Below are 14,018 nucleotides of genomic sequence, written 5' to 3' on the forward strand. Positions count from 1 at the left end.
AGAGGAGCTGTCCTTAGTACGAGAGGACCGGGATGGACTGACCTCTGGTGCACCAGTTGTTCCGCCAGGAGCATAGCTGGGTAGCTAAGTCGGGAAGGGATAAACGCTGAAAGCATCTAAGCGTGAAGCCCCCCTCAAGATGAGATTTCCCATAGCATAAGCTAGTAAGACCCCTTGAAGAACACAAGGTTGATAGGTCAGAGGTGTAAGTGTGGTAACATATTTAGCTGACTGATACTAATAGGTCGAGGGCTTGACCAATAAAAAATAGGCTTAAAATTAATTCATGTGCAATTTTCAGAGAATATTTCTGAAAAAAAGTATTGACAAGATATTGGTTTTACAATATAATGTTAATGTAATCTGGTGATGATGGCGTAGAGGAAACACTCCTTTCCATTCCGAACAGGAAAGTTAAGCTCTACAGCGTCAATGGTACTGCATGGGCGACTGTGTGGGAGAGTAGAACGTTGCCAGGTATTATGGATCTTTAGCTCAGTTGGTTAGAGCAACCGGCTCATAACCGGTAGGTCCGGGGTTCGAGTCCCTGAAGGTCCACCATATTTGGGGGTATAGCTCAGTTGGGAGAGCACTTGCCTTGCACGCAAGGGGTCAAGGGTTCGAATCCCTTTACCTCCACCAAAAGAAGTTATGTTATCATAACTTCTTTTTTTATAACTTAAAATTACAAGGAATATTTCAAGTTATTCAATAGTAATATAATATATGGATATGGTTTCTAAATGTCGAAAAAGTTTTAAAAATTTCTAAAATTTTAATTAGGAATAGAATGAAAAATAATATATAATTAATATATGATAAACTATTTAATTTTTAATGTAAAAGTTTTAAGGTCTTATCCTTAGATGGGGAGTGTTGGTATGGGTAAGAAGGATGAGTTAGAGCAAAAATTAATAAAATTAAAATTAGAAAAGCGAGAATTAGTATTAGCAGGTAAGAATACAAGTAGGATAGATGAGCTTATAAAAGAAGTAGAAGTAGCATTAAAGGAAGTAAATGAATTTTGTAATAGTGAAAATATTTGATAGACCTAACTTATAAGTTTAGGTCTATTTTACTTTTTACAATATATGTAGTTGAAACTAATATAAATAATAAGAATAAAGTTATATAGTTTAGCATATTAAATTATAGAAGGGTATTCTTTCTAAATGAGGAGGGGGATTAGGAAATGATAAGAACTTTTGTATGCGAAAAAGATGGATGTAGTGGGAATAAATTTTTTTTAGAAAGTGAAGAAGATAACTTGCATTTAATTTGTGCTCAGTGTAAGTCAAAATATGATATTGATGTAAGTAATCAAGATTTTATAATGTTACCTAATTGTTCTAACTGTAATAATGATACATTCAAAATATTTAGAGATGCTGAAAAGAAGGGGATATATGCTAAGTGCTCGAAATGTGGTGCTGTTCCAGAAAAAATTTATGTAGATTCTGATGGAGTACAAGTTTCATATGAGGCTAAATTATTAAATGATATAAAGCAAATAATGAATTTGGTAGAACAAAGAATATATAACCTAGAAGTTAATGTTAAAGATTTAGAAAGAGGTCAAAGTATGCTAGAACAATCACTAGCGTATATTAATAGATATTTGGTTGAAAAAGATTAATACAAAAGAATAAAGTATTTTATTCTATAAAAAAATTAAATATATTTAATTAACATAGGGAGAGAGTAATGAATAAAAACAAGAAGATGATATCGTGGATTATGCTGATAGCTTGGATGGGAATAATATTTTTTATGTCACATCAACCAGGTGAAGTTTCTAGTAGCCAAAGTGAATTAGTTTTAAAAATTTTTAGCTTTCTTGGAATAGAATTAAATCAATATTTTGGTGAGCTAGCAACTTTTGTAATTAGAAAGACTGCACACTTCTCAGAATATCTAATATTATTTTTATTTGCATATAATGTTAGTAGGTTTTATTTCACTACTAAAAAAGCTAGATTATATTCAATAATCTTTGTATTTTTATATGCGAGTACAGATGAATTTCATCAATATTTTATTCCAGGGAGAAACATGGCATTTAAGGATGTATTAATTGATACTTCCGGAGGTGTTATTGGTTATTTAATAATGAAGATAGTAGAGATAGTAAAATTAAATAAGTAAAATATAATTTTTATTTAATGCTATAAAAGGATATTCAATAATACTTGGATATCCTTTTATAGTATTGAAGAAAGGAGTCTAGAAATTCCATCTATTAGTTTATTACTTAAAGATCTGGATTCATACTCTTTTAAGTTAAACTCTGTACAAGATATTAATAAATCAGAAAAGATTTTATTAAATTCTTCAGTTATACCTTCATCATATATTAGTGTATTGATCTCATAATTTAATTCAAAACTCCTTATATCCATATTTGCTGTTCCTATGGTACATATTTTTTTATCTACAGTTAAGATTTTAGAATGAATGAATCCTGAATTATTATATAAATAAACTTTAACTCCAGCCCTTACTAGTTCAGCTAAGTAAGTTTGAGAGGCTTTATTTACAGTAAAATGATCAGCTTTTTTAGGAAAGATTAATGAAATTTTAATACCACTTAATGAAGCTATTTTTAAAGAATCCATCAAGCCTTCAGATGGTATAAAATAGGGTGTTATTATATTAATACTTTCTTTAGCAGTACTAATCATTTTTATAAAGCATTGAAGGATACTAGGAAATTCAGAATCGGGTCCACTTTTTATTAATTGCATTGGTATATTGCCACTAAATTTATTATTTTTAAAATAATTCTCAATATTTGCTAAGGTTAAAATTTGCTCATTATTATATTTTTTTATACTTGAAAAATCATCTAAGAAAATTGATTGTAAACCAAGTACACAGTCACCTTCAATCATTATATGACAATCCTTCCAATCCCCTAATTTTCCTAACCCTAGATATTCATCTCCTATATTAATTCCGCCTAGGAATGCTATAGTTCCATCTATAACTACTATTTTTCTATGATTTCTATAATTCACTTGAGTATTAATTAATCTAAAAAAAGGAGCTAATACATAAGAGTAAAATACAACATCAACTCCAGCATTTTTTAAATCTTTAATATATTCAGAGTTTAATTTTATAGAGCCCATCTTATCGATTATAAATTTCACCTTTATGCCTTCTTTAGATTTTTTTATCAATATATCTTTTATTTCATTTCCGATATTATCATTTTTAACAATATAGTACTCTAAATGAATATGATCCTTTGCTTCCAATAACTTATTTTTTAAAATTTCAAATTTGCTAGCTCCGCCATCTAAAATGGTAATAGTATTATTTACAAAGAGTGGAGAAGATGAATTTGATACTAGTAAATTTATAATGGGTTCATATTCATTGGTTATATTATATTTATTTAATAACGAAGGAGTAATTAAGTTACTAACCTTTTGCCGTGATTTTTTATCTAACGTATTTACTTTCCAATTCCTACCTAAAAGCACAAAAAGAATTAATCCAAGAGGGGGAAATATAATTAAAATTAATATCCATGATAAAGTTTTTTCAGGTCGCTTCTTTGCAAATATAATTAATATAAGTATTATAAAGAGATTTATTATTAATGATAGATAAAAAATTATATTAAATGCAATTATATCAAAAACCTCCTTCAAAAAAATAATTCCATATTATATATTATTGACTAAAATGTAGAATTTAATGAATTAGAAAACAATATAGAAATACTTATATAATAATTATATATTTTCAAATTAATAATATATTTTATAAAAGTTTAATAATTCAAATGTAGCATTTTTAATAAATTTTAATTAAATACATATAAAATCTTGCAAAAAGGTTATTATGACTATATAATAGTTATAGAATTGAGTGAAAAATATGTAAAATGAAATATAAAGATGTAGAAAAATTTACTATTATGTATTTACTATTTAAGGGGGATAACGAATGAGATCAAAAGATAAAAGTACTAACTCGAGCAAGGGTATCTTATCCGCAATAGAGAGAGTTGGTAATAAGCTACCTCATCCAGCAACTATATTTGTAATTCTTTGTGCAATTGTAGTAGTGATTTCAGCGATAATGGCTAAAATGGGGGTATCTGTAACATATACAGGATTAGATAGAAGCACAATGGAAATAAAAGAAATGACTGCTTCTGTTGTTAGTTTGCTTACTCCAGAAGGAATTAGGTATATGTTCACATCAGCAGTAAGTAATTTTACTAGTTTTGCTCCTCTTGGAACAGTTCTAGTAGCATTATTAGGAGTTGGTGTTGCGGAAGGGACAGGCCTTATAGGAACTTTATTAACAAAGCTAGTTACAAGTACTCCTAAAAGATTAATCACAGTAGTAGTAGTATTTGCAGGTGTTATGTCAAGTATAGCATCAGATGCAGGATATGTAGTTTTAGTACCTTTAGGTGCTATTGTTTTCTTAAGCTTTGGAAGACATCCAATGGCTGGGTTAGCCGCAGCTTTTGCAGGGGTATCAGGTGGATATAGTGCAAACTTATTAGCAGGACCAACTGATGCATTATTAGCAGGAATTTCTACAGAAGGTGCTAAGTTATTTTCAGACTCAGCATCTGTAGGGGCCGCTGATAACTGGTATTTTATATTTGTATCAACTTTTGTAATAACAATCATAGGTACAATTGTTACTGAAAAAATAGTTGAACCAAAGCTTGGTGAGTACAAAGGTGATGAAAAGGCAACTATATCTGAGATAACTTCTGAACAAAAAAGAGGATTAAAATTTGCTGGAATTGCAACTTTAATATTTTTAGCATTAATTGGCATATGTTTACTTCCAAATGGAGTTCTAAGAAATCCAGAAACTAATGAAATTCTTAAATCACCTTTTATGGATTCTATAGTTCTTATAATATCTTTATTATTCTTTATTCCTGGTGTAGCGTATGGAGTTGGATGCAAAACAGTTAGAAATGATAAAGATGTAATTAGTCTTATGGGAAAAAGTATGTCGACAATGGGAGGATACATAGTATTAGTATTCTTTGCAGCGCAGTTTGTTCAATATTTTAGTTATACTAATATCGGTATAGTAATAGCTGTTAATGGAGCTAACTTCTTAGAAGGAGCTGGATTCACTGGTATTCCGCTAATAGTATCATTTGTATTACTTACAGCATTTATAAATCTATTCATGGGATCAGCTTCAGCTAAATGGGCAATAATGGCTCCTGTATTTATACCAATGTTGATGCAACTAGGTAATTCACCAGCATTAGTGCAAATGGCATATAGAATAGGTGATTCTACTACAAATATAATATCTCCACTAATGAGTTACTTTGCATTAGTAGTAGCATTTGCAGAAAAGTATGATAAAAAATCGGGGGTAGGAACATTAATAACTACAATGGTACCATATTCAATTGCATTCTTAATTGGATGGACAATATTGCTAATAATATGGTTTATATTTAACTTACCTTTAGGACCTGGTGTCGGAGTAATGATGTAAATCTTATAATAGAATAAATTTATATATTAAAAGAACTATATTTATAGACTGTAACTGTCTTAATATAGTTCTTTTGCTTTTAAAATATTATAACTAATGTTGGAACAATATATTATATATATTTCAAACAAATTATAAAATTAGTAGTACAGAGATAACTAATAAAGAGAACTCCTTTATTAAGCTGAGTATGAATTATTTTGTATTATTAATTAATTTTATTGGTAATAGGTTACAGACATTTAAGAAGTAAAAAATTATATATAGATGAATAACCACAAGTAATATGTCAACAATTAAGATAACAGAAGGTGTAGCTATAGTATAAATTATAGGTGCACTTTTTTGTACTTAATCCTATATGCAAAGCATAAAAATAAATATATAATAGAATAAAAATAAATAATCTGAATATTCTGGAAAATGAAAATCCTTTATGGTATTCTATAATTAATAAAATACAATAAAGAAATTACCCGAACTTAGGATGTTTTATTAGAGCAAGTTATAAACCATAGATTTAAAATTTATAAACATAGGAATTTGATAAGAAAACTAATTCAAAAATTATTTAGATTTTAAATGAAAGGTGGTGTAATCATAATATTATATTAAATATTATGAGATTGTATGAAAAATTACACAATAAAAAATTTAAGAAATATTGGTCTAATAGGTCATGGAGCATCAGGAAAAACATCTTTAGTGGAAGCTTTACTTTTTAATACTGGTAATACTGATAGGTTAGGAAGAGTAGAAGACGGAACAACAGTTACAGATTTTGATCAAGAAGAAAAAAAGAGGGGAATTTCATTATCAGTTTCCATTGCTCCGATAGAAGCAGATGAAACAAAAATAAATTTAGTAGATATACCAGGATATTTTGATTTTTCAGGAGAACTAATACAAGGAATGAGAGCTGTAGATGTAGCAACTATAGTTGTATGTGGTGTATCAGGAGTTCAGGTAGGAACAGAAAAGGCATGGGATTACTGCAATAAAATAAAACTACCAAGAACATTTTTTATTAATAAGTTAGATAGAGAAAATTCAAGCTATGATAAAACTTTAGCCCAATTAAAGGAAAAATTCGGAATTAGTGTAGTTCCAATTCAATATCCTATAGGAATAGAAGATGACTTCAAAGGAGTAGTTAATGTTATATCAAAAAGAGTTAGAATACATGATCCCAAAACTAATAAAATTCAAGAAATGGATGCTCCAGAAGAGCTGTTAGAGAAAATAGATGAATGTAAAAGAATGATTATGGAGGCTGTTGCCGAAACTAGTGAAGAACTTTTAGATAAATATTTTAGTGAAGGTGAATTAAGTGATGAAGAAATATATAGTGGACTTATAGAAGGATGCGCAAGTGGAGAAATAGCACCGGTAATGTGCGGAAGTGCTTCAAAAGTTATAGGTATGAGATGTTTCTTAGAAGATGTAGTGGAATGCTTTCCATCACCTAAATATTCAATTCCACAAAAAGCAATAAATACACAAAATAGTGAAGAGGTTTTCATAGGGCTGGATGAAAATAAGCCATTTTCAGCATTAGTTTTTAAAACTATAGCAGATCCTTTTGTAGGTAAAATATCATTATTTAGAGTTATAACAGGAAAACTTTCAAATGAGGTTACTGTTATTAATAGCAATAAGGATAAAACAGAGAAATTAGCAAATGTATTTTTCATGAGAGGTAAAAATCAGATACCGACGAAGGAGGTTGTGGCTGGAGATATAGCTGCTGTTGCAAAGCTACAATATACTGAAACAGGAGATACCTTGTGTGATATAAATAATAAAGTTATATATGATAAAATGAACTTCCCTAAGCCAGCAATATCGATGGCTGTATTACCAAAAGCTAAGGGAGATGAGGATAAAATATCAGCAGCATTACAAAGGTTATTAGAAGAAGACCCAACATTTACAATAACACGGGATACAGAAAATGCCGAAACTATAATATCTGGAGTTGGTGAAACTCATTTAGATGTAATAGCTAGTAGGCTGAGAAATAAATTTGGGGCAGAAGTTATATTAAGACTTCCTAAGATACCATATAGAGAAACAATAAAAGGAATTGCTGATGTTCAAGGTAAACATAAAAAGCAATCAGGTGGACATGGACAATACGGAGATGTAAAAATAAAGTTTGAGCCAAGAAAAGATGGAGAAAGTGATCTTGAGTTTGTAGATAATGTTGTAGGCGGTGTTGTACCAAGAAACTTTATACCTGCAGTAGAAAAAGGTCTTAGAGAATGTATTGAAAAAGGTGTTTTAGCTGGATATCCAGTAGTTGGATTAAGAGCAACACTTCATGATGGGTCTTATCATCCAGTAGATTCTTCAGAAATGGCTTTTAAAATGGCTACTTCTATTGCATATAAGAAGGGGCTTGAACAAGCAAAGGCTATTTTATTAGAACCTATTATGCACGTGGAGATATTTATTCCAGATGAATACATGGGAGATGTCATTGGGGATATAAATAAGAGAAGAGGAAGAGTTTTAGGAATGGAGCCAGATGGAAATCTACAAAAAATTATTGCAGAAGTTCCTTTAGCAGAAATGTTTAAGTATTCCACTGATTTGAGGTCAATGACTCAAGCAAGAGGAAGCTTTACAAGTGAAATTGAAAGATATGAGGAAGTTCCTGAATTAGAGGTTAAAAAAATAATAGAGGAATCTAGAAAAAATTAACTTTTGGCATAGTGAATAAATGAGAGATTAATGAGAAAAAATAAAATAAATGTTATAGAGAATATCTTAAACAAAAGAAAAACGTTGGAGGGATACTATGCCAGATTATAAGATGGATGTAAATGGGGGATTAGGTCTTAGTGATTATAGTAATATATTTGACTATATGGGGGTTGTAGATAGAAATGATAATTTTACAATAACATTAGATAGTGTTGACAAAAATGATATTAACATCATTACATCTATGCTTAAAGATAGCAATTTCTCAATATTAGATGAAGGGGTTAATCAAACAGGAAAATATTATATAAATGCTAATAAACAGAAGTAAATAAAAGGCTATTAATCTATCGATTAGTAGTCTTTTATAATTTATGGTAAAATATTTAATATGTATGTTTTAGTTTATAATCTAAATAACTAAAATTAAGAGTATATTAAATGTTTAATATACTAATTCCAATAAAGTAGTAAAAATAAAAAAAAATTATTTAATTTTTATATAATTTATTAAAATACTAACTTTATTTATATACAATCAATGCTTAGATATTTTATTAAAATATTAAGTTTTCATTATAGGTTATATAAATAAACTATATAGGAGGAATAAAATGAAAGCAGAAATAATAGCAATTGGAACAGAAATACTTTTAGGGGATATAGTTAATACAAATGCACAGTTTTTAGCTAAGGAGTTAGCAGCTTTAGGAATAGATGTATATCATCAAAGTGTTATTGGTGATAACGAGGAGAGAATAATAGAATCATTTGAAAAAGCTTTTGAAAGATGTGATTTAGTTATTACAACAGGCGGGTTAGGACCAACACAGGATGATTTAACTAAAGAATTAGGAGCAAAATATTTTAATAAAAAATTGGTGCTTCATGAACCTTCTTTAGACTGGATTAAAACATATTTAGATATGAAAGATGAGGCTATAGTAGAAGTAAATAAAAAGCAAGCATATTTTCCAGAAGGATCTATTATATTACCTAATCCTAATGGGACAGCACCTGGATCTATAGTATCTGAAAATAATAAGATTTTAATAATTTTACCAGGCCCTCCAAGAGAAATGAAACCAATGTTTAATGATCATGTTAAAAAATACTTAGAAGGCATAACAGGAGAGATTATAAAATCTAAAATCTTAAGATTATTTGGTATAGGTGAAAGCCTTATGGCGCAAAAATTAAACAACTTAATTCAAAATAGTAAAAATCCTACAGTAGCGCCATACGCAAAAGATAATGATGTAACATTAAGAATTACAGCTAAGGGAAATAGTGAAAAAGAATGTGATGATTTAATAAATCCTGTAGATAAAGAAATAAAAGATGCACTTGGAGAGTATATATATGGAGAAGGTGAAACTTCTCTAGAAAATGTTGTTTCAGAAATATTATGCAATAACAAATTAAGTGTTTCGACTGCAGAATCATGTACAGGTGGTATGATTGCTGCAAGTTTAATTTCATATCCTGGAATATCAGATGTATTTAAGGAGGGGGCTGTAACTTATTCGAATGAATCTAAAATGAAGAGGCTTGGAGTTAGCAAAGAAACTTTAGATAGATATGGAGCAGTAAGTGAAGAAACAGCAAGAGAAATGGCAATAGGTATAGCTAGAGAGGCTAATACTGATATTTCAATTTCTACTACAGGAATAGCAGGACCAGGTGGTGGAACAGATGAAAAGCCAGTTGGATTGGTTTATATAGGAGTATTTATTAAAGGGAAAGTTGTTGTAAATAAATTTAATTTTACTGGAAATAGAGAAAGAATTAGAAGAAAAACTACTATGAATGCACTGAATATTTTAAGAAAAGAGTTGTTGAAAATATAAGACTAAAAAGGGGATAAAATAATCCCCTTCTATACTTTTAAGTAAGTTGGGGATTATTTCTGTATATAAATAAAATGGGGGAGAGGCGATTAACTGTGGAAGCCTTCTCGCTTCATTATAATTATGTCCATTAAATTAATAAGTTATACAATATTTATAATAAATTTATAATAAAAGAATAAAATATTAAGAAGCCAAAAGAAAGGATATGGATATGACAAAAGTTTTTAAAGCAAATATGTATTTTTTAATTATATTACTGATAGAAATATTTGGTCCATTATTATTAAGACCATTTTATCTTGTACTTGGATTAAGTGATACAAGAATTATATTATTTTTAAATCATGTAATATTATTTTTACTACCAGCAGTTATATATATAATTGCAACAAAGTCTTCTTTCAAGGAAACTCTTAAATTAAACAAGTTACATTGGCAAGATACGCTTTTAATTATACTGTTAGCATTTGTAGTTCAACCAATAATGACGTTCTTCTCGTTAATTGCAACATTTTTCTTTAATAATGAAATTGGATCGTTTATATCAGAAATAACATCAACTCCATATGTATTTCTATTAGCATTAGTAGCACTACTTCCAGCAATAACAGAGGAAGTAACAATAAGGGGAATAGTACTTTCGGGTTATGAAAATAAAAATAAATACGTATCAGCTATAGTAACAGGATTATTTTTTGGTATTCTTCATTTAGATCCACAACAATTTTTATATGCAGCAGTATTGGGATTTATATTGGCATTAGTAGTGAGAGTAACAAATAGTATATTTTCATCAATGATAATGCACTTTATTATAAATGGAACATCAGTAACTATGGCAAAATTAGTAGATTATATTACTAAGGGATTACCAGTTACTAATCAAAGTGCGGAATTAACGCTTAAAAATATATCATCATCAGAAAAATTAGTTTTATTTATAATGTATGGTGCTATAGCAGTAACATTTTCAATATTTGTTTTTCTTATAATATACTGGCTGGAAAAGCTTAATTCAAAAAGAAGAGTTCAAAATTATAATTATAGAGCTCAGGAAGCATTAGAAACAGTTGAAAGGAAGGATAGGATAATAAATATTCCATTCATACTATCAATAGGAATATATATATTTTTTATGATTAGAACTGTTGCATTATAAAAAAAGTTAGGAGAATGTTGCTCCTAACTTTTCTATTTAATTTGATTTAGATATAGAAGCTGATTCGCTATAAAACATTGATACATCTTTAGAATTAATCCATCCCCTACAGTTTATACAGTTATCAATAGGTAGATTAACGTAATACCAAGTTTGATTATTTGATTCAGCCGAATCTAAAACTGATACTTCCATACGTATATTTGTTTTTCTAATTATCTGAGATGAATCCAGTGGTGCTATATATAACTTAGAATCAGTATTTATTATTCCAGTTTTATAAGAGGGTGTAATAAATCTAATAGATAAATTATTATTGGCTTTTTTAGGTACATCATATTTGTTTCTTATGTTATTATATTGGTGTGAAGTAATCATTAATTGTTTTCTCATTAATTCTAATTTTTTTTCATAATAAAAATAAAGTACTATCAAGGATAGTATTAGTATAATAAATAATATATATTTCATAAAGCACTCCTATTAATACTATATTTTATTATATTTCTATGTTTTTATAAAAATAACTTAAATTTAATATTCTTTATAAATTAAAAATATTAAATAAAAAATAATAAAAACGTTGACATATTATAAAAAATTATATAAAATATAAATCGTTAAGGCTCGATAGCTCAGTCGGTAGAGCAGAGGACTGAAAATCCTCGTGTCCCTGGTTCGATTCCTGGTCGAGCCACCAGGAAAGCTAACTAATTAATTAGTTAGCTTTTTTTATGTGTATGAATATGTGTATGAAAATATAAAACTTAAAGTTTTGAAGTTGTGATTATATAGAATATTAGTATTTCAATCGCTAAAAAGTGTATTAGTTTTATACCTTTGCTTTTAGCTTCCAAGTAGATATATAAGTTTACAGTGATAACAAGTAAAGTAATACAGTAAGCAAATTTATATAGGCATATATTTTGTTACATTATTAAGATAAATCACTATGAAATAATACATAATATAGGATACGTAATTGTTATATCTAAATCGGTAATTACTAAGAAAAATAGAATCCCTATTAGATTTAAATATATGAACATTTCATTATGTAAAAATAAACTTATAAAAGGGTTGTTAAAAATAAATTAAGGTGTATAAAATAACTCTTTACAAGTTAATTAATAATGGGTATAATATTATTATAATTAATTATACTTTAAGTTTTAGTTAAGAAATATTTAAGAAGTAAGTATTAGAATAAATGTATAGGGATTTGATTTATAAGATTTTAATATGTAAGGAGTGTTAATGTTGGAAAAGTTAGTTTTATCTGATCAAGATTATGATTATTTAGCAAAGGGGATAGCGGTAGGAGCAGGAATTGGTATATTGCTAGGCTTTTTTATCGATAATATAATATTAACATTTTCAGCATGCTCAGTTATAGGAATAATTTCATCGCTAGGATATTCATTTTATAAGAAGTCAAAAAGTAAATTTAATTAAAATAAAAAGGCACAGTTGGTGCCTTTTATTTATATATTTTCTATTTGCCAGTTTATAGGTTTTTTATTAATAGATTTTAAAAATTCATTTGTCTTAGAAAATGGTTTACTTCCAAAGAAACCCCTATAAGCTGAAAGTGGGCTTGGATGTGGGGAAGTAATTATAAAGTGCTTCTTATTTGTTATAAGTTTGCTTTTAGCTATTGCAGGATTGCCCCATAAAATAAATACAATAGGATCTTCTCTTTTATTAAGTAAAGAAATAATTTGATCTGTTAGCATTTCCCATCCCATATTCCTATGAGAATTTGCTTCATGAGCTCTAACCGTTAGTACTGTATTTAACAGTAATACGCCTTGATCAGTCCAGTTTTTTAGAAAGCCATTATTTGGTATGTAGCATCCTAGATCATCATGTAGTTCTTTATAAATATTAATTAAAGAAGGGGGAACCTTAACTCCCTTATTAACAGAAAAAGAAAGACCGTGAGCTTGATTTGGTCCGTGATAAGGATCTTGACCAAGTATAACAACCTTAACATCCTTGTATGCAGTAAATTTTAATGCATTGAAAATATCATTCATATCAGGATAGATAGTTTTTGATTTATACTCTGATATTAAAAATCGCCTAAGATTTTGATAATAATCCTTTTCAAACTCATCTTGTAATAATTGTTGCCAATCATTATTTAATATATTTTTCAAAGTATCACCTCCATATATAGTATTCGGTTATTAATTCAATACTATTAATAATTATTTTTCACTCAAAAAGGATATTTTATTTTAAAACACTTAATAAATGAAAAGAAATTATATCTTAATAATAATACATATATTACATTTTTGGAATATATTAAGATTAACTAGGCACAAACGTTACCTAGAATATCTTTATAAGTAAATTAGATTAAAATAAAGAATAATAAAGAAAATATAATATAAATATGAATAAAAAAGATAATAATAGAAATACTAAAGATTGAAAGATGATATTATGTAAATCGTTCCTTGTGAATGCAGTGATTTCCAACAAGATAACTTGAAAAAAAGTTAAAAAACATTGTTGACAATGAAATGCATAAGTGATAAGATAAGGAAGTCGCTTGAGGGCGATGAAGAAAATGGTCTTTGAAAATTGAACAGAAAATAAGTTAAGTAAACAAACCAGCAATTCTTTTAGACGTCTTAACATTAAGACTCAAAGTAATTTGAGCAAAGATTAAACTTTTTATTGAGAGTTTGATCCTGGCTCAGGACGAACGCTGGCGGCGTGCCTAACACATGCAAGTCGAGCGAGAGGAGTTCCTTCGGGAACAAATCTAGCGGCGGACGGGTGAG

Annotated in this window: 12 protein-coding genes, 3 tRNA genes, 1 rRNA gene and 1 other annotated feature (1 of these 17 running past the window's edge); of the genes, 13 read left to right on the forward strand and 3 right to left on the reverse strand. The window is 28.4% G+C overall.

Annotated features, from left to right (window positions below; genetic code table 11):
• Window positions 1–261: a sequence feature (23S ribosomal RNA rRNA prediction is too short), on the forward strand; it begins 190 nt to the left of the window's first position.
• A 101-nt stretch (window positions 262–362) separates the two neighbouring features.
• The 6 genes from rrf (at window position 363) to CSBG_RS16435 (ending at window position 2,145) form a co-directional block, all read left to right on the forward strand.
• Window positions 363–479: ribosomal RNA gene (rrf, locus tag CSBG_RS16415) — 5S ribosomal RNA — on the forward strand.
• Window positions 480–484: 5 nt separating this feature from the next.
• A tRNA-Ile gene (locus tag CSBG_RS16420) sits at window positions 485–561 on the forward strand.
• 5 nt (window positions 562–566) lie between these two features.
• Window positions 567–642 (forward strand) — tRNA-Ala (locus tag CSBG_RS16425).
• Window positions 643–881: 239 nt separating this feature from the next.
• On the forward strand, window positions 882–1,046 hold the full coding sequence (locus CSBG_RS18640) for a hypothetical protein (protein ID WP_008681315.1): 165 nt from the start codon (window positions 882–884) through the stop codon (window positions 1,044–1,046).
• A gap of 146 nt (window positions 1,047–1,192) precedes the next feature.
• Window positions 1,193–1,636, forward strand: a complete 444-nt coding sequence (locus tag CSBG_RS16430) for a hypothetical protein (protein ID WP_008681318.1) — start codon at window positions 1,193–1,195, stop codon at window positions 1,634–1,636.
• Window positions 1,637–1,704: 68 nt separating this feature from the next.
• Window positions 1,705–2,145, forward strand: a complete 441-nt coding sequence (locus CSBG_RS16435) for a VanZ family protein (RefSeq protein ID WP_008681320.1) — start codon at window positions 1,705–1,707, stop codon at window positions 2,143–2,145.
• Between the two features lie 56 nt (window positions 2,146–2,201).
• Here the strand turns inward: CSBG_RS16435 and cls are convergent, their stop codons facing one another.
• Window positions 2,202–3,659: a cardiolipin synthase gene (gene cls, locus CSBG_RS16440; RefSeq protein ID WP_008681321.1), complete on the reverse strand. Its 1,458-nt coding sequence runs from the start codon at window positions 3,657–3,659 to the stop codon at window positions 2,202–2,204.
• Between the two features lie 298 nt (window positions 3,660–3,957).
• Here cls and CSBG_RS16445 point away from each other — a divergent pair, with 298 nt between their 5' ends.
• The 5 genes from CSBG_RS16445 to CSBG_RS16465 all read left to right on the forward strand — a co-directional run bounded on the left by CSBG_RS16445 (window position 3,958) and on the right by CSBG_RS16465 (window position 11,220).
• A complete protein-coding gene (locus CSBG_RS16445; protein WP_008681324.1) occupies window positions 3,958–5,499 on the forward strand; it encodes an AbgT family transporter in 1,542 nt (513 codons plus the stop codon).
• A 630-nt stretch (window positions 5,500–6,129) separates the two neighbouring features.
• On the forward strand, window positions 6,130–8,205 hold the full coding sequence (fusA, locus tag CSBG_RS16450) for an elongation factor G (protein WP_008681325.1): 2,076 nt from the start codon (window positions 6,130–6,132) through the stop codon (window positions 8,203–8,205).
• Window positions 8,206–8,302: 97 nt separating this feature from the next.
• A complete protein-coding gene (locus tag CSBG_RS16455; RefSeq protein WP_008681327.1) occupies window positions 8,303–8,539 on the forward strand; it encodes a hypothetical protein in 237 nt (78 codons plus the stop codon).
• Window positions 8,540–8,822: 283 nt separating this feature from the next.
• Entirely contained in the window at window positions 8,823–10,058 is a 1,236-nt protein-coding gene (locus CSBG_RS16460; RefSeq protein ID WP_008681329.1) for a competence/damage-inducible protein A, read from the forward strand.
• A gap of 214 nt (window positions 10,059–10,272) precedes the next feature.
• Window positions 10,273–11,220 carry a type II CAAX endopeptidase family protein gene (locus CSBG_RS16465; protein WP_008681332.1) on the forward strand — a complete coding sequence of 316 codons (948 nt, stop codon included), beginning with the start codon at window positions 10,273–10,275 and terminating at the stop codon, window positions 11,218–11,220.
• A 36-nt stretch (window positions 11,221–11,256) separates the two neighbouring features.
• On the opposite strand, the gene CSBG_RS16470 is transcribed toward CSBG_RS16465, so the two are convergent.
• Window positions 11,257–11,691, reverse strand: a complete 435-nt coding sequence (locus CSBG_RS16470) for a hypothetical protein (RefSeq protein WP_008681334.1) — start codon at window positions 11,689–11,691, stop codon at window positions 11,257–11,259.
• Window positions 11,692–11,844: 153 nt separating this feature from the next.
• On the opposite strand from CSBG_RS16470, the gene CSBG_RS16475 reads away from it, so the two are divergent.
• Together CSBG_RS16475 and CSBG_RS16480 are read left to right on the forward strand one after the other, a co-directional pair.
• Window positions 11,845–11,920, forward strand: a tRNA-Phe gene (locus tag CSBG_RS16475).
• Between the two features lie 557 nt (window positions 11,921–12,477).
• Window positions 12,478–12,675: a hypothetical protein gene (locus CSBG_RS16480; protein ID WP_008681336.1), complete on the forward strand. Its 198-nt coding sequence runs from the start codon at window positions 12,478–12,480 to the stop codon at window positions 12,673–12,675.
• A gap of 29 nt (window positions 12,676–12,704) precedes the next feature.
• Here CSBG_RS16480 and CSBG_RS16485 read toward each other — a convergent pair whose 3' ends face one another.
• Entirely contained in the window at window positions 12,705–13,382 is a 678-nt protein-coding gene (locus CSBG_RS16485) for a uracil-DNA glycosylase (RefSeq protein WP_008681338.1), read from the reverse strand.
• Window positions 13,383–14,018 lie beyond the last annotated feature (636 nt).

It is taken from the genome of Clostridium sp. 7_2_43FAA (assembly GCF_000158375.2).
GTDB classification, from domain to species: Bacteria; Bacillota; Clostridia; order Clostridiales; family Clostridiaceae; genus Clostridium; species Clostridium tertium.

What these genes read in the sequence shown, in the direction of transcription:
- CSBG_RS18640 (WP_008681315.1), top strand. Translation starts at nt 882, where the DNA reads ATGGGTAAGAAGGATGAGTTAGAGCAAAAATTAATAAAATTAAAATTA.
- CSBG_RS16430 (WP_008681318.1), top strand. Translation starts at nt 1,193, where the DNA reads ATGATAAGAACTTTTGTATGCGAAAAAGATGGATGTAGTGGGAATAAA.
- CSBG_RS16435 (WP_008681320.1), top strand. Translation starts at nt 1,705, where the DNA reads ATGAATAAAAACAAGAAGATGATATCGTGGATTATGCTGATAGCTTGG.
- CSBG_RS16445 (WP_008681324.1), top strand. Translation starts at nt 3,958, where the DNA reads ATGAGATCAAAAGATAAAAGTACTAACTCGAGCAAGGGTATCTTATCC.
- fusA (WP_008681325.1), top strand. Translation starts at nt 6,130, where the DNA reads ATGAAAAATTACACAATAAAAAATTTAAGAAATATTGGTCTAATAGGT.
- CSBG_RS16455 (WP_008681327.1), top strand. Translation starts at nt 8,303, where the DNA reads ATGCCAGATTATAAGATGGATGTAAATGGGGGATTAGGTCTTAGTGAT.
- CSBG_RS16460 (WP_008681329.1), top strand. Translation starts at nt 8,823, where the DNA reads ATGAAAGCAGAAATAATAGCAATTGGAACAGAAATACTTTTAGGGGAT.
- CSBG_RS16465 (WP_008681332.1), top strand. Translation starts at nt 10,273, where the DNA reads ATGACAAAAGTTTTTAAAGCAAATATGTATTTTTTAATTATATTACTG.
- CSBG_RS16470 (WP_008681334.1), bottom strand. Translation starts at nt 11,691, where the DNA reads ATGAAATATATATTATTTATTATACTAATACTATCCTTGATAGTACTT.
- CSBG_RS16480 (WP_008681336.1), top strand. Translation starts at nt 12,478, where the DNA reads ATGTTGGAAAAGTTAGTTTTATCTGATCAAGATTATGATTATTTAGCA.